The following is a 23,017-nucleotide window of genomic DNA, read 5'->3' as shown; positions in this document are numbered from 1 at the left end:
ATCGCGTATCTCCTCATCGAGTTCTTGGCGGTCCTCGAAAAGGATCACGCGGTGGTCGCTCTACGTCACGGACCGCCACTCCGGCGAGTCGCTAGACGATCACGATCCGTACACCACATGCGTGGACTCCACTCCCGATGGGTGGCCTTCGGCGCATGAGGACTCGCGGTCGGCTGCATGCGGAACCCCTTGATAGGAGCTCGGCGTCCGCACGACCGGCGCAAGGTAGCGTGGGTGAGACGACCTGCCCGCAGCCGCAGTCCGTGACCCGACGTCCGACGTGGCTATTCTGGACGCAAGTCTTTTGGCAGAGCCGAATAGCGGGCCTTCTATTGGCCGAAGGCTACGAAGGCCGCCCAGTCCATCGGGTCGGAGTAAGGCCGTTCCGACGGGTTAGAAGGATACGGTTCCGAACTGTCTTCTTCGTAGCTGATCGGCGGGAGGCTATCCCGGAGCCTGGGCCGAGCGGCGAGATATCCTTCTTCGGACTCAAGAGTAAGGTCTCGCAACCATATTTGGGCCGACCTCAGCGCACGTGCTGGAGCGTTTGTCACGGCGCCATCCGCCTCGGAACGATGAAGTTCCTCGTAGAATCGGCTCATCAACAGCGCAGAGGCACGGTCATCAACCTGCCAGAGGGTCGCTATGACGCTGGCGGCGCCGACCGCCAAGAATCCGGTCGGCAACCCCTCCGCCTCCTCGATGTCACCTGACAGTCCAAAGTGGGCAGACTGGCACGCGCTGAGAGTCACCAGACGGGCGGGCAGGGCGCCCATGCTACTGATTTCGGCGAGCGTCAGATCCGAATCGGCGAGATGTAGCCGACTGTTACGAATGTCATCGATATCGGTCGTAGCGTGGCAGGCAAAATGGATGTAGGCAGCTGTTCTCAGCTCGGGCAGAACGCGATTTTTCAACGCAGCGTGATCGGATAGTACGAGCGTCCGAGCCGCTCCATAGGTCGCTTCTATCGCGAGCACCTCGGCGCCGGCTCCAGGCAACTCAATCATCCCGTCGCGCGACGGGTTTCCGACCGCGAAAATCCGCCGGTTGGAACTATCGGCCGCTGCGACACGGGCTCGGCAGACTTCGGTGGTCGCGCCAGAGGGAGAGAAGGCGACAGCAACCGAGTCCAGGAGGCTGGCCGAACTACCAATTTTGGCCGCCGCAATTGGTAGAAAGCCCGTCGGACCGCACGGGACGACCGTTACCGAGTTGTGACCTACTCGAATCAGATCCTCTGCGACTGGGCGAACTAGACGCTCCCCTAGAAGTCTTAGCGATTCAGCGATAGATGGGGAGACGTCCTGCTCTCTCAATTGACCATATAGGATTCCCGGCGCTTCCGGATCTGCCCTAAGTAGCATGGCAACGATCTCGGCGCTAGTAGCAGGGCTAAATATTGCGCGCGCCGAGACTTCAGCGTCGCCGTCGGTCGTTTTATCCACAGCCTCGACGAGAAGTGTGACCGTTCCCGAGGGCGTCGGAGCAACATATGCCAATACTTGATCAACTAGGGCTGATCTAGCAATATCCGAGAACTCTGGTTCTTTTAGAAAAAGTTCGAACTCTGGCAGGCTCCTTATCTTTTCCAGCACGTCATCGTAGTGAGATCTTATCTCGACTAGAGAGTCTGAGCTCACATTACCGGTCGTTGAGGCTATTACTTCATTAAGCGCTTCGCGCGCTCTGAGGAACTCGCTGGCGAGATACGGAGAGGATCTTCCGAGATCGCCAAGTCTTCCATGTTCGAGCGTGAGGAGATTTTTAAGTGAGCGCGCCCTGCTCTGTTCGAGAACTTCTACCGCGCGTTGTGCATTCCCGGATTTGGCGATCGCATACGCAGCCCACCTGGAGAGGTTTGGATTCTCTTCGAATACGCCTTCTCTTGTCGACCGCAACGTGGCCTCTTGGAGCATCACGCTCTGCGCGACAACTGCCTTGTCGAAGGCCTCCGCAGCAAGTTTCCACTCGCCCCGCTCGGCGGCGAACCCGCCAAGTTTACTGCCACATTGCATGCAGTCCACTGGCGCGCGTTCTACGGTCAGCGTCGTCAACGCTAGCGTATAGTGCTCCGATACTTGGGTCTTGTGTCCGCCGATAGACGATACCGCGCAAAGATCGCCAGCCAAAACCTGCGTGCGCCCCCAGTCGAGTGGGAAATCCTCCGCCGATCTTACCGTGAGCGCTTGATCGACGTGGTCAAAGGCCCGCTGGATGAGATCCATATCGGCGGAACTGGGCACAGCTGTAGCAAAGTCTTCCGTCCATGGTGGGGCACTTTCGCCGAAGGCGGCTGGGTTTTTGATGGCGAGCTCGGCCCATTGGAGATGTTCATCTAGGTACTCCGAAGGAAACTCGTCGACGTTGCCCGCTTCCACGATTCCATATCGCTGGAGGATTTGCAATTTATGTTTTCTATGGCTCATTCTTTCGAGCACGTGGAGCGCATCGGCGATATTGTGGTGAGCCGAACTCCAATGATTCGGATACTCCTCTCGAGTGAATACCTGCATGCTGAGCTCGTATGACTCGATCGCGCGTGCCAATGTCGCTCGTCGACTGCTCGCCCGAGTATTTTTGATTCGGGCTAGGGCTACGCCAAGGTTGAATTGACTAAGCGCCCAATCTAGCTCGTTACGCTCGGGGCGCCTAAACTGAAGTGTCTCTTCACAAAGAGACTGCGCCTTCATGGCATTCTCGTCTGGATCCCCCTCTTGGTAGCCAAGATAGACGAGCGCCAGATTCATCAGGCATAGGCACCAGATCTCCGGCTCTCTATCAAGACTGAAGTACTCCAGTGCCTTCTCGAACGCGTTTCGAGCCCTACGAAGGTTATCTTGACGATCGCCACGGGGGTATCGAAATTTCGCTAGGCCCATGCTGACCTGGATCCTTGCAAATTTGGCGGGCTCGCCACGCTTATCTAGTAGAGTGGCCGACCGTTCGAGGTTTACAAAGGCCTCCAAAATACAATCTGGGTCATCGCTCTGACTGAGGAAATTTCCAAGTTCTGCTCTCACATGGGCTTCGACTTGATCGAGCCGAAGTGCGGCCGCCAACTCCGCCGCTGCTTTTAGGTTGCTCGCGACCAGGTCGGATTCCCCGTGGGACTCGCGCAACGAATCCACTTCTCGGAGGTGCGACTCGAGGCGCGCACCTAGACCTTGGCCGAAGTCTGCTGCCGCAGTAGCATATTCGTTCCAGGCGTCCGCAACGGCGCCTGAACCGCACCGCTGTAGTAGTCGCCGCCTAGCTATGAATATCGCGTCATCCTCAGGAGGGTGTGGTTGGCCCTGGAAAATGTCTTCCTCCAGGGCTAGAGCCTCAGGAGAAGTAATATACGGATGAGTTTTGAGAAAACGCTCAAATTCGGCTAGGGAAGTGATAGAAATCAGTTCCGTAAGGGCATCGACGATCGAGCGGATGAAACTAGTTCGAGACACACCCTCTATGAAATGCCTATAGGCGTGTATCGCCTCTTCTGGTAGGTCGGCTAGATCTGCGAGATCGCTCTCAAGTCTCAGATCAAGACGACGAGAGATCGCGACCGAGACGAGCCCAGATGAGACTGATACGAAGGGAGGTCGAACCTTGATTCCTGAGGAAAAGACCCTACGATGCGCATCTTCGAGCCGGCCTTCAAAGACTTCAAATGGCGGGTTCGCGTAGCCGAGGATCGGCAGTACTGTGATTGCCGGCGCCGACTCCCACGCATTCAGCAGAACGGTTACATGGCCGCCAGCTATGGCATGTCCGCATTTTTGACACGAGAATTGGAACGGATTCCCCTGCTCGAAAGCTGCGGGATGTTCGTTCCGATCAAGAACCGACCATGCCCACACTGAGGTGTGAGTGCCGCAGTTCTCGCAAATGATGGAGGTACGAGCTTTGAAGGAATCGGCCATCGCTCCGCCTTTTGATCGAGAGGTTGCCAAACGCGCCGGGTAAACTAGTGTGCGATCACGTTGATCATTGCGACAGACAGCAGTGCTGCTGCAATGACTTGAAGGGCGATGGCGGTAAGGACAAGCCAGGCCCTCAGATTGTTTGAGTGCTGGAGACTTGCGAGTTCGGAAAGTCGATTGGCGAGGAGGGTCTTCCGCCCGTTGTCTGGTGTCGAATCCCACCGCGTCCGAAAGACGGCCTGCAGATCGTCCACTTCAGGAGTCCAGACGCTGAAAGGCAGCAGGCTAAGAGCAGCGGCAACCGCCGACACGGTGAACGACGTCAAAGAGGCCACGAGCCAGGGTCGAGCGGACACCGGAAGATGGTAATTAGTCGTCTTACTCGACAACGCGACGAAGCCAAAGAGAAGCGTAACTAGTGCGGCCGAGGCGGTAATGGTGGCGCTTGCTCGACTCGTGAGCGAGTTTCTTCTGTTCTCTTCTGATGCTAGCTGCTCAATCGCATATTGGGTGAAAATGTGACCAGATCCGCTATCCGGTTCCATCAGACTGTCATCCTCGCCAGTGGTCTAGTTGCCCGCATGCCGATCGCGCTTTGGCCGGCGGATGCTGCGCTTTCTTCTCCTTGTCGGTTGCCAAAGTTCATCCTCATCGGCCGGGCCGACTGGTGAAACGTCGGCGGTCTCGTCACTGCCGTTGTCCGACGACTCGGGGTCTACCGGGTCGTCTTTTCCGTCCTGTGGAGTCGCCACCACGAACCTCATCTCTATCGCGAGACATCTAAGCTTGAAATTTAACCATCTCATGATCGTTGACGACTGCTCAAATACGTCGAATCCTCTACATGAAGAGGGTGTTCGTACTCTGCTCAGCGAGTGCGGTATCGATGTCTGTAAAGGGTGAGTGTACTGGGCGAGAGTGGCGGTATTGAATCGTTGGGTGGATTGACTCGGTTCCGGGATGGGTTTATTCCTGCCTGGACAGTCGGGCGGACACGCTGTTCGAGCTGGCGGATGCGGTGCTGTGCACGGAAGCTCCGGTGACGTCGCTGGTCGAGCTGTCGCTGTCGCCGGTGTTCCGCCGTGGCCATGGAGCCCTTTACGACGCGCTGGCCCAGGGTGGGATCGATGAAGAACGGCTGCGGGACCTGCTGGCCGAACAGCTTCCACCCGACAGCCCCATGATCTTCGGGGTGGACGCGACTACCTTCCCCCGGCCGAACGCCGAATGCTCACCCGACCGTGGCCTGCACTATGCGCCGTGCCGATGCGACGGCGACCGTAAGGTCGTGCCGGGCTGGGAGTTCCAGTAGATCACCGCTCTGGAATGGGGACGTTCTTCCTGGACGCTGCCGGTCGACGCCCGCCGCATCGCGCAGGGCCCCTGCCCGGTGACGGTGACCGCCGAGCAGATCCGCGACCTGGCCTCACGGCTCGGCGCACGCTCGTCGGTAGAGCGACCTGCTCCGCTGTTCGTGCTGGACCAGGGATACGCCGCCGCCGCACTGACCCACGCTCTGGGCGACCTGCCCGTCCAGATCCTCGTGCGCATCGCCGGCGACCGTGTCTTCTACGACGGCCGCCCCGGCCCCCGCAAACCCGGCCCCGGCCGCAACGGCATCCACGGCCAGCGGTTCGCCCTCGCCACCGCGGCCGCCCCGACCAGCTACTGATCGTGCCCGACACCGCCAACTACGGACGGGTCGAGGTCCGGGCCTGGCACCGTATGCACCAGAGAGTCGCACGCTCGGGCTACTTCGCCCGCCTCGGAGACGAGCTGTTCACCCGCCTCCCGATCATCGAGGGCACCGTGATCGAGGTACGGGTGGAACGGCTCCCCGACGGTCGCAGTCCGCACCGGACCATGTGGCTGTGGCACTCCGGCCCTGATACCCCTGACCTGGACGTGTGCTGGCGGGCCTACCCGCGCCGCTTCGACATGGAACACACCTTCAAACTGATGAAGTCCCAGTTCGGCTGGACCGCGGCACGGCTACGCCACCCCGAGCAGGCCATCCGCTGGACCTGGCTCCTCATCGCCGCCTACACCCAGCTCCACCTCGCCCGCGACCTGGCCACCGACCTGCGCCGGCCCTGGGAACGACGACCCCGCCCCGGCAAGCCCCTCACGCCCTACCGGGTCCGCCGCGCATTTCGACACCTGCGTGATCGCGTCGGCACCCCGGCCCATCTACCGAAAACCAGCCACCCCGGCCCCGGACGCCCACCCGGAGGCCACAACACCCCCGCCCCACGCCACCGACTCAGCTCAGAAATCCGCAAAACAGACATACCCGCGAAGTCGAGACGCAAGAAGAAAGGTTAAATCTCAAGCTTAGCTTGTCGTTTAACCTCTGCTGCTCACTGCCTGCGATAGGTGCTGGTGGCATGGGGTAGTTCGGTGTGTCGCCGTGACGTGGCACGGCCTCCTGCTGATCGTGGTTTCTCGCCAAAGACGCCATGATCCCCAGATGGCCGTGGAGGAGAGCTTGCCGGACCACGCGTCCGAAGTCGCGGACGCCGCGACGCTGTCGGCGTTCCGCCGGGAGTTCCACACCTGCCTGACCGCACGCAGCGACGTGCTGTTCGAGCTGACCGACGCGGTGCTGTGCGCCGACGGTCCGGTGCGGTCACTGGTAGGGCTGTCACTGGCGCCGGAACACCGCCGCGGCCACGGCGCCCTCTACGACGCGGTCAGCCACGGCCGGCTCGACATCGGCCGGCTGCGCCGGGCGCTGTCCGGCCTGCCGTTGCCACGAGCCGCCGACGGCCGGCTCGTGCTGGCCGTCGACGTCAGCCCGTGGCTGCGCCCGGACGCGCCCACCAGCGCGGACCGGCTGTTCTGCCACGTGTACGGCAGGGCGAAGGACCAGGCCCAGTTGATCCCGGGCTGGCCCTACTCGTTCGTCGCCGCCCTCGAACCCGGTCGCACGTCGTGGACCGCAGTCCTGGACGCGGTCCGCCTCGGCCCCGCCGATGACGCCACCGCGGTGACCGCCGACCAGCTCCGCGCGGTCGTCAGCAGGCTGGCCGCCGCCGGGCACTGGCGCGACGGTGACCCGAACATCCTGGTCGTCATGGATGCCGGCTACGACGTCACCCGGCTGGCGTTCGTCCTGGCCGACCTGCCCGTCGAGCTGCTCGGCCGGATCCGCTCCGACAGGGTGCTCAGGTTCCCGACACCACCCCGACGCCCCGGCACCAGCGGCCGCCCACCGAAACACGGCCCCGAGTTCGCCCTCAACACACCACAGACCTGGCCCGAACCCCAGCACACCACGATCACCCAGACCACCCGCTACGGAACCGCCACCGCCCGCAGCTGGAACCGGCTGCACCCCCGGCTCACCCACCGCACCAGCTGGATCGACCACACCGGCGACCTGCCCCTCATCGAAGGCACCCTCATCCGCCTGCAGGTCGACCACCTGCCCGGCGACCGCGACCCCAAGCCCGTGTGGCTCTGGTTCTCCGCTGTCGGCGTCAGCGCTACCGCCATCGACCAGGCATGGCAGGCATTCCTGCGCCGCTTCGACCTCGAACACACCTTCCGCCTGTTCAAACAGACCCTCGGCTGGACCCGCCCGAAGATCCGCTCTCCGCAGGCCGCCGACCGCTGGACCTGGCTGCTCGTCGCCGCCCACACCCAGCTCCGCCTCGCCCGAACCCTGGCCCACGACCTTCGCCGACCCTGGGAGAAACCAGCACCACCAGAGCGACTCACACCCGCCCGGGTCCGACGCGGGTTCCGGAACATCCGCGCGACCATGCCCCTGCCCGTCAGCGCACCGAAACCCACCAAACCCGGACCCGGCCGCCCACCCGGCTCACGCAACCGCAGACCCGCACCCCACCACGACGTCGGGAAGACCATCAAGCGGGACCTGACCGTCACCGCCCACCACCAGCGAAGTTAAAAATCAAGCTGAGGCCAGGATTGAGACCAAAGAAGCCACCGGCTCTGCCGGTGGCTTCTTTCTTGCCTGCTTGTGTGGGTGGGCAGGGGCGGGGTCGAACCGCCGACCTTCCACTTTTCAGGCGGACGCTCGTACCGACTGAGCTACCTGCCCCAACTTGCCGTGCGTCATAAGACCGGACATCCTGCTCCGACCATACGAACGCGGTCCCGACGGGATTCGAACCCGCGACCTCCGCCTTGACAGGGCGGCGTGAACTCCAGACTTCACCACGGGACCAAGCTTGATCGCATTATTTACTTGATCATATCATTTGCATGTGAACCCTGAGCCGGGCCGCGTGGTGCACCCCGCCAGGATCTGGAGGTCATGCTACACGACGCTGGCACAGGCGGAGCCGATGGCGGCGACGGAATCTTGCCCAACGCTTGCCGTGGCCAAACACCCACAACCCGCTACCAGGCCACGACGCGCCGGATGCGATCACGCAAGGCCAACTGGTGCCTTTCTGTCGCGATCTGGCCGCACTACGTCGCCATCCATGGCATCCTTCCGTCGGAGCCAACGGGACATCCCGCGGGTGGCCACCAGGCGATCCCGGGCAGGTGCTGGAGTCGTCGGGTCGGCACTGGAGTCATCGGGTCGGCACTGGAGTCATCGGGTCGACATCAGGGCCCACCGGCAGGCACGGCAACGAGGACGTGGCACGGGACGCAGTGGGGTGATGGTCCTGATCGCGGAGCTGACAGCGGTACGGCACGGGCAGAGCCTGGCCAACGTCGCCTTCCCGGCGGCGCGTGCGGCGGGCCGGCTGGAGACGGGCATCACCAGCCGGGATGCCGACGTCCCGCTCACCGCGCTCGGCCGGGCGCAGGCCACGGCCCTCGGTCGTGCGCTCGCCGCGGAGCCTCCCGTCATCCGTCCGCCCGACGTGGTCGTCTGCTCCCCCTACCTGCGAGCCCGGCGCACCTACGAGATCGCCGCCGAGGCCGCGGAACGGAACGGGCTGCTGCTGCCCACGCCGAAGATCGACGACCGCCTGGTCGACCGGCTGATGGGCGACTGGGAGATGACGACCCGGCTCGCGATCGAGGCAAGGTTTCCGGTGCAGTCCGCCCAGTGGCGGGCCGAGGGCACCTGGCTGTTTCGCGCGCCCGGCGGCGGGGAGAACTTTCCTGACATCGCGGCCCGGCTGAGCTCTCTGCTCGCGGATCTACACGCCCGCCATCCCCGCCAGCGCGTCCTGGTCGTCGCCCATGACGCGGTGGTCGTCGTGCTGCGCCAGATCATCGAGGATCTGTCCTACGACGACCTGGAACAGATCAGCGCCACCGGCGGCATCCGCAACGCCGGCATCACCCGCTTCACCCACCGGGACGGACGGCTTGCCCTCGCCGAGTTCAACACCGTCACCCACCTGTCCGGTGTCCGCGCCGGCCATCCACGCTGAGGCGCCCGCGACGGCTCCGCGGAACACCACGATGGACAGCGTCGGGCGGCGGGAACGGCAGGCACGTCTCGGTCGGCGGCTCCGGCGGCGACGGGGATGCGACCCAGACCACGGCGAGGTTGCGAGACCGTCGACGCGAGCGGGCCCGGGATGATCATCCCAGCACGGTATCGTTACGCTCAGGTCGAGAGGCGCTGCAACGGGCCCAGGTCCGCCACGCTCGGCCCGAACCAGTCGTAAGGGCGCCTCCCACCACAGGGAGGTGTCGCATGGCCGGTTCCACGTCCGTCCACGAGGAGGGTGGGGCCACCGAGCAGGTGGCCGCGCACAGTGGCGGCGCGCCAGCGCAGCGGGGCCACGCGGCAGCCGTCCCGGGTGGCGCCACGACCGGCGCGGGCAACCCCGCGACCATCACGGACAGCGAGGTTCGGCTGCGGGAGCTGCTGGGGCAGCGGGTGGTCGTGCTTGACGGTGCGTGGGGCACGATGCTGCAGAACGCCGGCCTGACGCCAGCGGACTACCAGCTCGAGTCGCTGAAGGATCATCCCAGGGATGTGGCCGGCGACCCGGACCTGCTGAACCTCACCCGGCCGGACGTGATCCTCGACGTCCACCGGCAGTATCTCGCCGCCGGCGCCGACATCACGACGACGAACACGTTCACCGCGACCAGCATTGGCCAGGCCGACTACGGCCTCGAGTCACTGGTGCGGGAGATGAACATCCGCGGGGCACGCCTGGCCCGGCAGGCGGCGGACGAGGCCGGCGGGCGGTTCGTCGCCGGGTCGATCGGGCCGCTGAACGTCACGCTGTCGTTGTCGCCGAAGGTGGAGGACCCGGCGTACCGAGCGGTGACGTTCGAGCAGGTCAAGGCGTCGTACGCGGAACAGATCAGCGCGCTGGCCGAGGGCGGCGTGGATCTGCTGCTGATCGAGACGATCTTCGACACGCTGAACGCCAAGGCCGCGATCGCCGCGGCCCGCGAGGCGGCGCCGCAGCTGCCACTGTGGATCTCGGTGACGATCGTGGACCTGTCCGGGCGGACGCTGTCAGGGCAGACCGTCGAGGCCTTCTGGAACTCCATCGCCCATGCGAACCCGCTGGTCGTGGGCGTGAACTGCTCGCTGGGCGCGGACGAGATGCGCCCGCACGTCGAGGCACTGTCACGCATCGCCGGCACCTACACCGCCTGCCACCCGAACGCGGGCCTGCCCAACGCCTTCGGCGGCTACGACCAGACCCCCGAGGAAGCGGGCCGACTCATCGGCGAGTTCGCCGCCGAGGGCATGGTCAACATCGTCGGCGGCTGCTGTGGGACGACCCCGGCGCACATCGCCAGGATCGCGGGCGCCGTGCGGACGGCGGCACCCCGCCCCGTCCCCGCGCCCGAACCGCTCACCCGGTTCAGCGGTCTGGAGACGTTCGAGATCGGCGCGGACACCGGGTTCGTCATGATCGGCGAGCGGACGAACGTCACCGGCTCGGCCCGCTTCCGCCGGCTCATCGAGGCCGACGACTACCAGGCGGCCATCGACGTCGCCCTCGAGCAGGTGCGCGGCGGGGCGAACCTGCTCGACGTCAACATGGACGCCGACCTGCTCGACAGCGAGCAGGCCATGACGACGTTCCTGAACCTGCTGGCCACCGAGCCCGAGGCCGCCCGACTGCCCATCATGATCGACAGCTCGCGCTGGAGCGTGCTGGCGGCGGGGCTGCGCTGCGTGCAGGGCAAGGGCGTGGTCAACTCGATCAGTCTGAAGGAAGGCGAGGAGGTCTTCCTCGAGCATGCCCGGCGCATCCGCGACTTCGGCGCCGGCGCCGTCGTCATGGCCTTCGACGAGCAGGGCCAGGCCGACACCACCGAGCGCAAGGTCTCGATCTGCGGTCGAGCGTACGACCTGCTCACCCAGCGCGCCGGCTTCCCCGCACAGGACATCATCTTCGACCCGAACGTGCTGGCCGTGGCCACCGGCATCGCCGAGCACAACGGCTATGCCAAGGCGTTCCTCGACGCCCTGCCGCTGATCAAGAAGCGCTGCCCGGGAGTGCGGATCTCCGGTGGCATCTCGAACCTGTCGTTCTCGTTCCGCGGCAACGACGTCGTGCGCGAGGCGATGCACTCGGCGTTCCTGTTCCACGCGGTGCGGGCCGGGCTCGACATGGGCATCGTCAACGCCGGGCAGCTCGCCGTCTACGAGGACATCCCCGCCGAGCTGCTCGAACTCGTCGAGGACGTGCTGTTCGACCGACGCGAGGACGCCACTGACCGGCTGGTCTCGTTCGCCGAGACGGTCAGCGGGAAGGGCACCCAGCGGGTCATCGACCTGTCCTGGCGCGAGGCGCCGGTCGCGGCCCGCCTGTCCCACGCGCTGGTGCACGGCATCGTCGACTTCATCGAGGCCGACACCGAGGAGGCCCGGGCCAGCGCCGCCCGCCCCCTCGACGTCATCGAGGGCCCGCTGATGGACGGCATGAAGATCGTCGGCGACCTGTTCGGCTCGGGGAAGATGTTCCTGCCGCAGGTGGTCAAGAGCGCCCGGGTGATGAAGCGCTCCGTCGCCTACCTGGAACCGTTCATGGAGGCGGAGAAGGCGCAGCTCGCCGCCGAGGCCGAGGCCGCCGCGGCCGAGGCGGTCGCGAACGGCACGGCCGTCACGGCCACCGAGGCGCCGACCCGTACCCGGCAGGGCAACGGCAAGGTCGTGATGGCGACCGTCAAGGGCGACGTGCACGACATCGGCAAGAACATCGTCGGCGTGGTGCTGGGCTGCAACAACTACGAGGTGATCGACCTCGGCGTGATGGTCCCCGCCAAGGTCATCCTGGACACCGCCGTCGCCGAGAACGCCGACGCGATCGGCCTGTCCGGCCTGATCACCCCGTCACTCGACGAGATGGTCGCCGTCGCCGCCGAGATGCAGCGCCGTGGCCTGCACCTGCCGCTGCTCATCGGCGGCGCCACCACGTCCCGCCAGCACACCGCCGTCCGGATCGCCCCCGCCTACGAGGCCACCACGGTGCACGTCCTGGACGCCTCCCGGGTCGTCGGCGTCGTGTCGGACCTGCTCGACCCGAAGCGGGCCGCGAGTCTGGATGCGGCCAACCGGGACGAGCAGGCCCGGCTGCGGGAGCAGCACGAGAACCGCCGGTCGCAGCCGCTGCTCACCCTCGAGCAGGCCCGCGCCAACCGGGAGCAGGTCGACCACACCAACCCGCCCGTCCCGCCGTTCACCGGTCTGCGGACGGTGACCCCGGAACTGGCCACCCTGCGCGACATGATCGACTGGCAGTTCTTCTTCCTCGCCTGGGAGCTCAAGGGCAAGTATCCGGCGATCCTTGACCAGCCGGTCGCCCGCGAGCTGTTCGACGAGGCGAACGTGCTGCTCGACCAGATCGTCAAGGACGGCAGCCTGACCGCCCGGGGCGTCTACGGTTTCTGGCCCGCCCACGCTGACGGAGACGACATCGTCGTCGAGGTCGGGACGCTGGCCAACGCCGGCGGTGGCGTCGGCGCGAGCGGCCAGGTGCGGTTCCCGATGCTGCGCCAGCAGACGCAGAAGCCCACCGGACGGCCCAACCGTAGCCTCGCCGACTACGTGGCACCGACTGGCGGCGGTGATCATCTCGGCGCGTTCGCGGTCGGCATCCACGGCGCGGACGTCCTCGCCGCCGGCTTCGAGGCCGCCCAGGACGACTACCGTTCGATCATGGTGAAGGCGCTCGCGGACCGCCTCGCCGAGGCCTTCGCCGAACATGTCCACCTGGTTGCCCGGCGCGAGTGGTTCGAGCCCGACGCCGAGCCCAACCTCGAGGATCTGCACGCCGAGCGGTTCCGTGGCATCCGCCCGGCCTTCGGCTACCCCGCGAGCCCCGACCACAGCGAGAAGCAGGAGCTGTTCGACCTGCTCGATGCCGGCTCGACCGGCCTCGCCCTCACCGAGTCGTTCGCGATGACGCCGGCCTCCGCGGTCAGTGGCCTGATCTTCGCGAACCCGGCGTCGACGTACTTCACCGTCGGACGTCTCGGCCGCGACCAGATCGAGGACTACGCCCGCCGCCGCGGCCTGGAGCTGGCCGAAACCGAACGCTGGCTGCGCCCCAACCTCGCCTACGACCCCGACTGACCTGCGACGTCCCGGATCGCCCGGCAGGAACCCGGGCGATCCGATTGATCACGTACGGTCGCGGGTATTCCGAATCCTGTGCATCCGCCCGTGTCGCGCAGCGCACCCAGGAACGGTCGCGCCGCCGGACGTGATCGCGGCTCGTGGGTGACGCTGCTGGTGGTCGTCGTCCTGCTGATCGTCGCGGTGCTCGTCAGCCGTCCGCACCGCGGAGACGGCGCAGACGGGCCGGACGGCGCCAGCTCGTCCGGCCGGGCGCTCGTCGTCGGTGATTCGGTCGTCGCCCTCGCGGCCAGGACGGCGGGGGTGGCCGGGCCGGTGCGGCTGATCGGCTATCCGGGCCTCACTCCGGACGTGTTCGGTGGGACGTCCTCGTCGTTGCTCGCCCAGGACCTCGCCGCTGCGGGCCGGCCACGCACGGTGGTGCTGAACTGGAACGGCAACAATCCGCGGCAGCTGCTCGGGACCGCTCTCGTCGCCGACTACCGCGCCGAGCTCACCGGCCAGATCCGCTGGTACCTGGGCCATGGGGTGACCAGGGTGGTGCTCGCGGCGGCGGTGCCGTCCCTGCTGAACGACTCCGACCGGCAGGTGGACTGGACCTCCCCCGACTCGGCCCGACCCGGCGAGATGCTCGGCAGCAGTCGCCTGAACGCGATGTACCGCCAGCTCGCCGGTACTTTCGGGGACAGCGCGGTGCGCTATTCCGAGCGGGCGGCGCGGGCGATCCATCCGTCGATGACGTTCAACACGACCCTGGACGGCCACCCCTGCATCATCGACTTCGTCCATCCGACGCCGTACTGCGCCGCCCGCTACGCCCGGGCCCTGGCCGACCTCGCCCATCATCCCGACAGGACCTGACCTCGGCCGACGATCATCGCGCCCAACCACATCGGTCGTCGACCTCGAAGACGACGTTCACCGGGCCCGGGCTGAAGCTCGGCGCGCAGGGAACCCGCCGGTCACGGTCCTGCCATCCAGCTCACCGACGGGGAGCGGAGGGCGGCGGTCAGGGGGGTGTAGGCGTCGGGACGGCGGGTGGTGAGGAAGGGGAACAGGGTGAGCCAGTCGCGGCGCTGGTCGAGGTCCAGGTCGGCGACCAGAACGGCCGGGGTGTCCCGCGGGGCACGCACCAGAATCCGGCCGTACGGATCGCTGATGAACGAGCTGCCGTAGAACGTCAGGCTGCCCTCACCGCCGATCCGATTGATGGCCACCATGAACGTCCCGTTGGCGATGCCGTTGCCGAGGATGACGGTGCGCCACAGCGGTTCGGTGTCGAATCCAGGATGGTCCGGCTCGGAACCGATTGCCGTCGGGTAGACGAGAATGTCCGCGCCGGCCAGTCCGTAGGCCCGGGCGAGTTCGGGAAACCACTGGTCCCAACAGGTGGGAAAGCCGAGACGGGCCGCGTCCAGGGTGAGCACGGGAAAGCTGTCCGCACCGGCCACCGGGCCGGGACGGAAGTAGCGGTCCTCGTGATAACCGGCGGTCACGGGAATGTGCATCTTGCGGGTGCGGGCGAGCAGCGCGCCGTCCGGGCCGACGACGATCGCCGTGTTGAACCCGAGCCCGTCATCGCCGTCATCGTCTGTCTCGCCGGTGGCCTGCTCGTACAGCGACATGTGCACCGTGATACCCAGCTCGGTGGCGAGCTGGGTGGCGAAGGCCCGGGTGGGACCGTCCGCCAGCCGCTCCGCCAGGGCCGCCGGCCGGCCAGCACCAACATCGCTGCTGCCGCCGGTGCCGCCGCCCTCGGACGGTGGTGTGTCGGCGAAGTAGCGGGACAGCGTCAGTTCCTGGAAGCAGACCAGCCGGGCGCCGAGGTTCGCGGCGGTGACGGCGCCGGCTCGCAGCGCCGCGGCATGCTCGGCCGGGTCCGGATGCCAGCGGTGCTGCACGGCCGCGATCCGCAGCGGTGCCCGCTCGGGAGCGCTGACCCGGGCGGGTGAATCGGGCACGCCGATGCTGGTGATCGTCAGCATCGGCGCATCGTCCCATGCCGGCCGGCCGGCCGATTCGGTGCCACGCGTGCCGGGCGTGGCACGGGTGGCGTGGACTGCCAGAATGCGGAGCGTGATCGAGACCCCCGGCAACGTGGACGGTGACACGACGGGCGGTGGCACGACGGGCGGTGGGCCGGTCCGGCGTCGGATGCCGGCGGAGTGGGAGCCGCATCGGCGGACCTGGATGGCCTTCCCACCGCCGAACGCCACGTTCGGCCCGGCGGACTCCCCCGGTCTCGCCGAGGCCCGAGCGGTCTGGGCGACGGTGGCGACGACGATCAGCCGTTACGAGCCGGTCATCCTGATCGCCAGGCCCGGTGCGGACGCGGACGCCGCGCGGCGCCTCGTCGCGCCCACGAGCCGGAGCGCGAACGGAAGCAGGAGCAGGGACGGGGACGCCCGCGGGCACGCAGGCCCCGGCGCTGTGACGGTGGTCGAACATCCACTGGACGACGCCTGGGTCCGGGACACGGGACCCACCTTCACCGTCGACCTCAGCCCTGCGCCAGCGGATGCCCGGCCGTCCCGCGGCGCCGCTCCATCCGAGGACATCCGGCCGTCCGAGGACATCCGGCCGTCCGAAGGCGACCGCCGCACCAGCAGCGGCACCCTCGGGGCGGTCGACTGGACGTTCAACGGCTGGGGGGCGCAGGAATGGGCGTCGTGGACGGCGGACAGCCGGCTGGCGACGGCGATCGCCGAGCTCGCCGGTGCGGCGGTGCGGTCGTCGGCGCTGACGAACGAGGGCGGCGGCATCGCCGTGGACGGGGCGGGTACGGTGCTGCTCACCGAGACGGTGCAGCGCGACCCGCAGCGCAATCCCGGCTGGGACCGGGCCCGCATCGAGACGGAGCTGCACGCCCAGCTCGGCACCTCCCGTGCGGTGTGGCTGCCGCGGGGGCTGGCCCGCGACTATGACCGGTTCGGTACCCGCGGGCATGTGGACGTGGTGGCCGCGTTCGTGCGCCCCGGGCTCGTCGCCGTGCACCGCCAGCCCGATCCGGCGCATCCCGACCATGCGACGAGCCGGGAACTCGCCGCGCTGCTGCGCGCCAGCCGGGATGCGGCCGGCCGTCCGTTCGAGGTGGTCGAGATCATGGCGCCGAGCGTCACGGAGGTCGACGGCGGGCCGGCCGGCTACTCGTATCTGAACTACTACGTCGCGAACGGAGTCGTGGTGGCCGGCGTCTTCGCCGACCCGCACGACAGCGATGCGCTCGACCTGCTCGGCCGCCTCTACCCGTCCCGCCGGATCGAACCGGTGGACGCCCGGGTGATCTTCGCGCACGGCGGCGGGGTGCACTGCATCACCCAGCAGCAACCGTCCTGTTGACACTCGTATCGGAAATCTTTTTCATTAGCGGTGCCCGATCCGACCTGTGTCGATCCGACCCGCGCTGACGAGGATGCCGTGCCCGACTCCCCAGACCCCGCGATCGCCCATCGCGTCCGCCGCCGCCCCCACCGGCGAACAGGCCGGACGGGCCGGACGGGCCGGACGGGCACGGTCCTGCTCGCGCTGACCCCGCTGGTCGCCGCCCTCGTCGGCTGCGGCTCCGACGGCGCCGGCGGCGGGGTGTCCGATGGACGGATGCCGGTGGTCGCGACGACGAGCCAGGTGGCCGACTTCACCCGGGCGGTCGGCGGCGACCTCGTTCGGGTCACGCAGATCGTGCGGCCGGGGGTCGACCCGCACGACTACGAGCCGGCCCCGGCGGATCTGGCCGCGATCGGGGACGCGAAGGTGCTCGTCCAGAACGGCGTGGGCCTGGAGAGCTGGCTCGACGACACGATCGACGCCGCCGGGTTCGACGGGGTGCGGGTCGACGCAAGCAAGGGCGTGACGATCCGGGTCGGCCAGGGCGACGAGGAGAAGGCCGGCGACCCGCACATCTGGCACAACCCGCTCAACGCCAAGATCATGGTGGCGGACATCGAACGCGGGCTCACCGCGGCGGAGCCGGCCGCGGCGGCGCGGTTCCATGCGAACCGGGTCGCCTACGACGCCAGGCTCGACGCCCTGGACGCGGACATCCGTCGCCAGATCGCCACGATCCCGCCGGCCAACCGCGAGCTGGTCACCAACCACGACGCGTTCGGCTACTACGTCGACCGCTACGGGCTGACCTTCGTCGGATCGATCATTCCGAGCTTCGACACGTCCGCGGAGCTGTCCGGCAGCAACATCAGGAAGCTCGTCGCCCGGATCCGCCAGACGGGAACGAAGGCGGTCTTCTCCGAGTCGTCCCTGCCGCCGCGCACCGCGCGGACCATCGCGGACGAGGCGGGGGTACACGTGGAGGCCGGCGAAAGCTCCCTGTTCGGCGACTCTCTCGGACCCACCGGATCGGACGGTGACACCTACCTGCGGATGGAGGAGCACAACACACATACGATAGTCGCCGCACTTCGTTGAGTGACGACACGCGAGTCACTCTCCCAAACTTAACACTTACGTCACAGTAGAGTCAGTGGCGGCATGGGCGGAGGCGCGCAGCGCCGCGCACAGCCGCGCAGGGCCGCGTCACCGCCGGACGATCCGACCCGGCTCGAGGTATTGACGTGACTGACGACGTGCGGCTCGACCCGGATCCCCTGCTGGTCGAACCGGTCACCATGCCGCTGTCGATCATTCCCCGGGAGCGCCCCGGTGCCGGCCACGCCCCGCACTCCCGGCCCGGTCGCCCTCGGCCCCTCCCCACGGACATCCTGGAGATCGTCGATCCGGTCGGTTCGCCGCCCATCGGCCATCCGGCGAGCCCGCCGGATCCGTCCGACCTCGCGACCGGACCACCACCACCCGAGCCCGGCCCCGCGGGCGGACCCGGCCCCGCGGACGAACCCGGGGGCTCGGACCAGCCACAGCGGCGACGCGGGCGTGGAGGCAGCCGGGCCAATGCGCTGTGGACGGTGTTCGACCAGGTGGTGTCCAGTGGGACCAACGCGGCGATCAACTTCGTCATCGCCCGCCGGGTGGACTCGACCGAGTTCGGCGCGTTCGCCATCGCCTACACGATTTTCGCCATGCTGGTCGGCCTGTCCCGGGCCGCGGCGACCGCCCCGTTGGGGATCAGCTACGCGGACGTTCCGCTGTGCGCGTTCCGCTCGGCGGTGCGGCAGGCGGCCGGCACGGCGCTCGGGCTGGGGGCCGCCGTCGGGGTGGTGCTGCTGCTGGTCGGCGCCGGGCTGGGCGGGACGGTCGGGGTGAACCTCGCCGCGATGGGCGTGATCATGCCGGCACTACTGGTGCAGGATGCGTGGCGCTATGCGTCGTTCGCCCAGGGACGACCTCTGCTCGCCGTGACGAACGACCTGGTGTGGGCGGCGGTGCTGGGCGGTGGGTTGTGGCTGTGGGTGACGGTCACCCCGGGCGGCTCCGGCGGGGCCGCCGCGATGGTGCTGATCTGGGGGCTGGCCGCGGCGGTCGCTGCGCTGTTCGGCGGCGGGCAGCACCACTCCTGGCCGCAGCCGAGCCGGGCTTGGGCCTGGTTCACCGGTCACCGCGAGACCACCGGGTTCATGACCGCCGAGTTCATCTCCCTGCAGGGCGCGCAGCAGACCTCCACCCTGGTCATCGCCGCGGTCGGCTCCACCTCTCTGGTCGGCGCCCTACGGGGGCTGCAGACGCTGCTCGCGCCCACCACGAACCTCGCCGTTGCCCTGATGAGTTTCGCGATCCCGGAGTTCGCCCGGCGCAAACACATGCCCGCTCAGGCCGTGTTGCGGGGCGCGTACCTGGTCAGCGGGCTGGTGGTCGTTTCCAGCACGCTGTGGGGGCTCGCGTTCGTCGTGCTGCCGCCCGACTTCGGTGCCGCGCTGCTCGGTGACACCTGGGCGGAGACCCACCAGCTGCTGTTGCTCGCCATCATCGCCCAGGCCGGTCCGGGGCTCGCGGTGGGTCCGGCGGCGGTGCTGTACGCGTTCGGCCGGACCAGGCTGACCTTCTGGATCAATCTGGTGTTCGTGCCGTTCCTGCTCGCCTGCCCGGTGACCGGCCTGCTCGTCGGCGGGGCCCGGGGCGTGGTGATCGGCAACATCATCGTGTACTGGGCGACCATCCCGCCGTGGCTCTACCAGCTGCACCGCCAGGTCCGCCTGCGCGACCAGCGGTGACGGCCCGCACGACCGCACTCCGCACACCGCGTCGTCCGCACCCGGCCGCCATGGCATCTCGACCATATCGGCCGCTATCCGGACGACATCCTCCCAGCACCGGGTTCCCACCTGCGGCCGACGTTTAACGTCGAATATTCGACGGGTGGCGAGATAAGCGTCCGGGTCGACTTGCAGCGCCCATCGGTGTGGCTAGACTGCCATTACGGAGCCGCCGGAAGAGCATTCACAAGATGTGATCCGCGGCTTCGCGCCACCCGTTTTCCACGCGAAAGGGGTTTGTCATGGCGACCACCGGAACCAAGCCGCAGGACGTGCGATACCAGAAGCTTTTCGAGGCAGTCGACACCAATAACGACGGTGTCATCGACTGGAGCGACTACGAACGCCTTCTCGACAAGTACGAGTCCGGCTTCGGACTCGACAGGAACTCGCGTGAAGCCCAGGGCCTGCGGGTCACCCACCAGCACTACTGGCTCGAGCTCCTGCGCCACTCGGACGGGGGTGACCGGCTGAACAAGGACGACTTCATTCAGGCCGTCCGCCTGCTGACCCTGGACACGAGCCGTTTCAACCTGGTCGAGGGCCTCGCGCACACCATCTTCGACGCGCTTGACCGCGATGGCGACGGCGCCATCAGCAAGGACGAGTTCGGTCGCTATCTCAAGGTCTGGGAGATCGACCCGAAGAACGGCTACGAGATCTTCGACCGGCTGGATTCCGATGGTGACGGCGTGATCAGCCGACACGAGTTTGTTCGCTCGTGGCGGGAGTTCTTCTACGCCGCCGACTGGGACACCCCCGGCGCCCGTTACTTCGGCGTTGCATAGGAGTCCGTGGCACCGGCCACCGTCTCACCCGGGCGCCCACCCCCGGGCCGCAGGCTGATCGTTCCTGCGCCGGCCGATCGCCGGTCGACCGTCAGCCGCCCCGGCCCGTGGTGGCGCACCCGGTGACGCGTTCCCGCCCTGCACCCGCGGGCCTCGCCCAGCCATCCCCGGCGGCGGCATCCGCCGACGCCACTGTCGGCACCGTCTCGCCGGGATCTTCGTCGACCTCGGAATGTCGTCCGGGCTACCGGAAGTTACCGAAGACATGACAACACTCGGCCTCATCGGCAGCGGCAACATCGGTGGAACCCTGGCTCGACTGGCCGTCCAGGCCGGTTATGACGTGGTTCTGTCCAACTCCCGCGGGCCGGACACCCTTGCGGATCTGGTCGCGGAGCTGGGGCCACGTGCCCGCGCCGCCACGTCCGCCGAGGCCGCCGCCGCGGGCGACCTGGCGGTCGTGACCGTCCCCCTGCACGCCTACCAGGCTGTTCCGGTCGAGCCGCTGGCCGGCAAGGTGGTCATCGACACCAACAACTACTACCCGGAGCGGGACGGAAAGATCGCCGAGCTCGAGGACGAGTCGACGACGACCAGCGAACTGCTCGCCGCGCATCTGCCCACGTCCAAGGTGGTCAAGGCGTTCAACAACATCTACTTCAAGCACCTGCTGGAACTGGCCCGCCCCACCGGCACGCCGGACCGCACCACGCTGCTGATCGCCGGCGACGACACGGACGCCAAGAAGACGGCCACCGGGTTCCTCGACGACATCGGCTACGACGCCTTCGACGCCGGCCCGCTCGCCGAAGGCTGGCGCTTCCAGCGAGACACCGCCGCCTACGCCGGCCTGTACATCGGCCCCGACGGCTTCACCGGCCCGCCGCGCACCGGCGTCGGCCCCGACGACATCCGCCCGAAGCTCGCCGCCGCCCGCCGCTACGCCGACACCACCGCCTGACCAGCACCGTTTGACCAGAGCCGACGGGTAAGCCCCCCACCGGCCGGCCGTGGAGGGTTGACCCCCGCCCTACGGCTGTGGGGGGGCGCGCTAGGCCGTCGGAGCAGCGGAGTCGACGTCAGCGGCGGGCTGATCCTCGGCACCGCTCAGGCTGACGTCGCCCTGCACGTCCTCGTTCTGGTTGTCCTTGTGCGCGCCGCGCATGGTGGGGAACAGAACCACGTCGCGCAGGGTCGGAGCGTCAGTGAGCAGGGCGACGAACCGGTCGATGCCGAGACCGAGGCCGGACATCGGCGGCATGCCGTATTCCATCGCCTCGATGAAGTCCTCCTCGAGCATCATCGTCTCGTCGTCGCCGGCCTCGCGCAGCTCCGCCTGTTCTTCGAGGCGCAGCCGCTGTTCGGCGGGGTCGATGAGCTCGGAGTAGGCCTTGACGACCTCCAGACCGTTGACGACAACCTGGAACATGTCGAGCACGGTGGGGTCGTCATCGCTGCGCCGGGCCAGCGGGACGAGCTCCGCGGGATGGTGCAGCAGGAAGCACGGCTGGATGAGATGCGGCCGGACGGTCTTTTTGTAAAGCAGGTCGACGAGGCCGGCGTACGACGGGGAGTCACCGACATCCAGACCGAGCTCGGCCACGCGGGCGCGCAGGGTCGGCAGGTCGCGCACGACGGTGAGGTCGATCCCGGTGCGGCGGGCGACCTCGGCGCGGTAGTCGAGCTCGGGCCAGTCGGCGCCAAAGTCGATCTTGGTGCCCTCGTAGGTGACCGACCGGGTACCCAGCACGTCGTCGAGAACGGCGAGGATCAGCTCCCGGACGAAGGCCATGTTGTCGCGATAGTCCCAGTAGGCGGCGTACCACTCCAGCATCGTGAACTCCTGCAGGTGCGAGGAGTCCATGCCTTCGTTGCGGAAGTTGCGGCCGAGCTCGTAGACCCGGTCATAGGCACCGACGACCACGCGCTTGAGGAACGTCTCCGGCGAGATCCGCAGGTAGAAGTCCTCACCGAGGGCGTTGTGCCGGGTGATGAACGGCCGCGCGGCCGCGCCCGACGCCGCTTCCTGCAGCATCGGCGTCTCGACCTCGAGGAAGCTCGAGTCGTCGAGGAAACGGCGGATGCGACTGATGATCCTGGTCCGGGTCTGGAACCGTGCCCGGGACTCGGGGTTGACGAGCAGGTCGAGGTAGCGGCGGCGGTAGCGGGCCTCGACGTTGGACAGGCCCTGCCACTTGTCGGGCAATGCCCGGACAGTGCGGTTGAGCACCTCCAGCTCGGCGATGCCGACGGTCCGCTCGCCGCGGCGCGTGGTGTACATGGCGCCGGCGACCCCGATGAAATCGCCGATCTTGACGGACCGGGACCACTCCTTGATGAGTTCGGCGCCCAGATCGGTCTTGGACAACGAGACCTGGACCCGGCCGCTGCGGTCCTGGATGTGCCCGAAGATGAGCCCACCCATCCGCCGCCACAGCACGACCCGGCCGGCCAGGCGCACCGGCGTTCCGTCGGGCGCCGCCGCCGCGTCGACCGCCACCGTGTCGACGCGGTACCCGGCCCGTGGCCCGGACAGATCTCGCGCCTGTGGCTGCTCGCTCACCATCAACTCACCCTCATGGCCGCATCCGTGACCACCTCAGCGTATCGGCTGCCGCCGACAGTACGGCCGGCCTGACCGGCGGGCCGAACCGACGTGGCCCGGCC

Annotated in this window: 14 protein-coding genes, 2 tRNA genes, 1 pseudogene and 1 riboswitch; of the genes and pseudogenes, 11 read left to right on the top strand and 6 right to left on the bottom strand. The window is 67.5% G+C overall.

What is annotated here, in order from left to right:
- Nucleotides 1-329: 329 nt before the first annotated feature.
- Together ND747_RS07165 and ND747_RS07160 are read right to left on the bottom strand one after the other, a co-directional pair.
- Nucleotides 330-3,908, bottom strand: coding sequence for a CHAT domain-containing protein (locus tag ND747_RS07165; RefSeq protein WP_251732679.1), 3,579 nt, complete (start codon nucleotides 3,906-3,908; stop codon nucleotides 330-332).
- 44 nt (nucleotides 3,909-3,952) lie between these two features.
- Complete coding sequence (locus tag ND747_RS07160; protein ID WP_251732678.1) at nucleotides 3,953-4,453, bottom strand: hypothetical protein; 501 nt, start codon at nucleotides 4,451-4,453, stop codon at nucleotides 3,953-3,955.
- A 473-nt stretch (nucleotides 4,454-4,926) separates the two neighbouring features.
- Here ND747_RS07160 and ND747_RS07155 point away from each other — a divergent pair.
- The 3 genes and pseudogenes from ND747_RS07155 to ND747_RS07145 all read left to right on the top strand — a co-directional run bounded on the left by ND747_RS07155 (nucleotide 4,927) and on the right by ND747_RS07145 (nucleotide 7,824).
- Nucleotides 4,927-5,580 (top strand): annotated as a pseudogene (locus tag ND747_RS07155) (transposase).
- A 2-nt stretch (nucleotides 5,581-5,582) separates the two neighbouring features.
- The gene (locus ND747_RS29725; RefSeq protein WP_251732677.1) at nucleotides 5,583-6,233 is read left to right on the top strand and encodes a transposase; all 651 of its coding nucleotides are present in this window, start codon (nucleotides 5,583-5,585) and stop codon (nucleotides 6,231-6,233) included.
- A gap of 145 nt (nucleotides 6,234-6,378) precedes the next feature.
- The gene (locus tag ND747_RS07145) at nucleotides 6,379-7,824 is read left to right on the top strand and encodes an NF041680 family putative transposase (protein WP_374216168.1); all 1,446 of its coding nucleotides are present in this window, start codon (nucleotides 6,379-6,381) and stop codon (nucleotides 7,822-7,824) included.
- Between the two features lie 79 nt (nucleotides 7,825-7,903).
- Here the strand turns inward: ND747_RS07145 and ND747_RS07140 are convergent.
- Together ND747_RS07140 and ND747_RS07135 are read right to left on the bottom strand one after the other, a co-directional pair.
- A tRNA-Phe gene (locus ND747_RS07140) sits at nucleotides 7,904-7,977 on the bottom strand.
- Nucleotides 7,978-8,028: 51 nt separating this feature from the next.
- Nucleotides 8,029-8,103: transfer RNA gene (locus ND747_RS07135), tRNA-Asp, on the bottom strand.
- Nucleotides 8,104-8,548: 445 nt separating this feature from the next.
- Here ND747_RS07135 and ND747_RS07130 point away from each other — a divergent pair.
- The 3 genes from ND747_RS07130 to ND747_RS07120 all read left to right on the top strand — a co-directional run bounded on the left by ND747_RS07130 (nucleotide 8,549) and on the right by ND747_RS07120 (nucleotide 14,262).
- Complete coding sequence (locus tag ND747_RS07130; protein WP_251732675.1) at nucleotides 8,549-9,274, top strand: histidine phosphatase family protein; 726 nt, start codon at nucleotides 8,549-8,551, stop codon at nucleotides 9,272-9,274.
- A gap of 180 nt (nucleotides 9,275-9,454) precedes the next feature.
- Nucleotides 9,455-9,529: riboswitch (S-adenosyl-L-homocysteine riboswitch) on the top strand.
- Between the two features lie 14 nt (nucleotides 9,530-9,543).
- The gene (gene metH, locus ND747_RS07125; RefSeq protein WP_251732674.1) at nucleotides 9,544-13,398 is read left to right on the top strand and encodes a methionine synthase; all 3,855 of its coding nucleotides are present in this window, start codon (nucleotides 9,544-9,546) and stop codon (nucleotides 13,396-13,398) included.
- A gap of 90 nt (nucleotides 13,399-13,488) precedes the next feature.
- On the top strand, nucleotides 13,489-14,262 hold the full coding sequence (locus ND747_RS07120; protein WP_251732673.1) for a hypothetical protein: 774 nt from the start codon (nucleotides 13,489-13,491) through the stop codon (nucleotides 14,260-14,262).
- Nucleotides 14,263-14,363: 101 nt separating this feature from the next.
- Here ND747_RS07120 and ND747_RS07115 read toward each other — a convergent pair whose 3' ends face one another.
- Nucleotides 14,364-15,386: a nitrilase-related carbon-nitrogen hydrolase gene (locus ND747_RS07115; RefSeq protein WP_251732672.1), complete on the bottom strand. Its 1,023-nt coding sequence runs from the start codon at nucleotides 15,384-15,386 to the stop codon at nucleotides 14,364-14,366.
- A 169-nt stretch (nucleotides 15,387-15,555) separates the two neighbouring features.
- On the opposite strand from ND747_RS07115, the gene ND747_RS07110 reads away from it, so the two are divergent.
- The 5 genes from ND747_RS07110 to ND747_RS07090 all read left to right on the top strand — a co-directional run bounded on the left by ND747_RS07110 (nucleotide 15,556) and on the right by ND747_RS07090 (nucleotide 21,311).
- Complete coding sequence (locus ND747_RS07110; RefSeq protein ID WP_285900133.1) at nucleotides 15,556-16,740, top strand: agmatine deiminase family protein; 1,185 nt, start codon at nucleotides 15,556-15,558, stop codon at nucleotides 16,738-16,740.
- Between the two features lie 177 nt (nucleotides 16,741-16,917).
- Nucleotides 16,918-17,823 carry a metal ABC transporter solute-binding protein, Zn/Mn family gene (locus ND747_RS07105; protein WP_251732682.1) on the top strand — a complete coding sequence of 302 codons (906 nt, stop codon included), beginning with the start codon at nucleotides 16,918-16,920 and terminating at the stop codon, nucleotides 17,821-17,823.
- A 146-nt stretch (nucleotides 17,824-17,969) separates the two neighbouring features.
- Nucleotides 17,970-19,520, top strand: a complete 1,551-nt coding sequence (locus ND747_RS07100; RefSeq protein WP_251732670.1) for a hypothetical protein — start codon at nucleotides 17,970-17,972, stop codon at nucleotides 19,518-19,520.
- 284 nt (nucleotides 19,521-19,804) lie between these two features.
- Nucleotides 19,805-20,350, top strand: coding sequence for an EF-hand domain-containing protein (locus tag ND747_RS07095; RefSeq protein WP_251732669.1), 546 nt, complete (start codon nucleotides 19,805-19,807; stop codon nucleotides 20,348-20,350).
- Nucleotides 20,351-20,615: 265 nt separating this feature from the next.
- Nucleotides 20,616-21,311: an NADPH-dependent F420 reductase gene (locus ND747_RS07090; RefSeq protein WP_251732668.1), complete on the top strand. Its 696-nt coding sequence runs from the start codon at nucleotides 20,616-20,618 to the stop codon at nucleotides 21,309-21,311.
- 90 nt (nucleotides 21,312-21,401) lie between these two features.
- Here the strand turns inward: ND747_RS07090 and lysS are convergent, their stop codons facing one another.
- Complete coding sequence (gene lysS / locus ND747_RS07085; protein WP_251732667.1) at nucleotides 21,402-22,916, bottom strand: lysine--tRNA ligase; 1,515 nt, start codon at nucleotides 22,914-22,916, stop codon at nucleotides 21,402-21,404.
- Nucleotides 22,917-23,017: the final 101 nt, after the last annotated feature.

The sequence above is a fragment of the Frankia sp. R82 genome (assembly GCF_023716925.1).
GTDB lineage: Bacteria > Actinomycetota > Actinomycetes > Frankiales > Frankiaceae > Frankia.
Note: the sequence above shows the minus strand (reverse complement) of the source record. Positions and strands in the feature narration are given on the sequence as shown.

Bases quoted from the DNA above. Each gene is read 5' to 3' on its own strand.
- ND747_RS07165 (WP_251732679.1), bottom strand. From the start codon at position 3,908: ATGGCCGATTCCTTCAAAGCTCGTACCTCCATCATTTGCGAGAACTGC.
- ND747_RS07160 (WP_251732678.1), bottom strand. From the start codon at position 4,453: ATGGAACCGGATAGCGGATCTGGTCACATTTTCACCCAATATGCGATT.
- ND747_RS07145 (WP_374216168.1), top strand. From the start codon at position 6,379: ATGGCCGTGGAGGAGAGCTTGCCGGACCACGCGTCCGAAGTCGCGGAC.
- ND747_RS07130 (WP_251732675.1), top strand. From the start codon at position 8,549: ATGGTCCTGATCGCGGAGCTGACAGCGGTACGGCACGGGCAGAGCCTG.
- metH (WP_251732674.1), top strand. From the start codon at position 9,544: ATGGCCGGTTCCACGTCCGTCCACGAGGAGGGTGGGGCCACCGAGCAG.
- ND747_RS07115 (WP_251732672.1), bottom strand. From the start codon at position 15,386: ATGCTGACGATCACCAGCATCGGCGTGCCCGATTCACCCGCCCGGGTC.
- ND747_RS07110 (WP_285900133.1), top strand. From the start codon at position 15,556: ATGCCGGCGGAGTGGGAGCCGCATCGGCGGACCTGGATGGCCTTCCCA.
- ND747_RS07095 (WP_251732669.1), top strand. From the start codon at position 19,805: ATGGCGACCACCGGAACCAAGCCGCAGGACGTGCGATACCAGAAGCTT.
- ND747_RS07090 (WP_251732668.1), top strand. From the start codon at position 20,616: ATGACAACACTCGGCCTCATCGGCAGCGGCAACATCGGTGGAACCCTG.
- lysS (WP_251732667.1), bottom strand. From the start codon at position 22,916: ATGGTGAGCGAGCAGCCACAGGCGCGAGATCTGTCCGGGCCACGGGCC.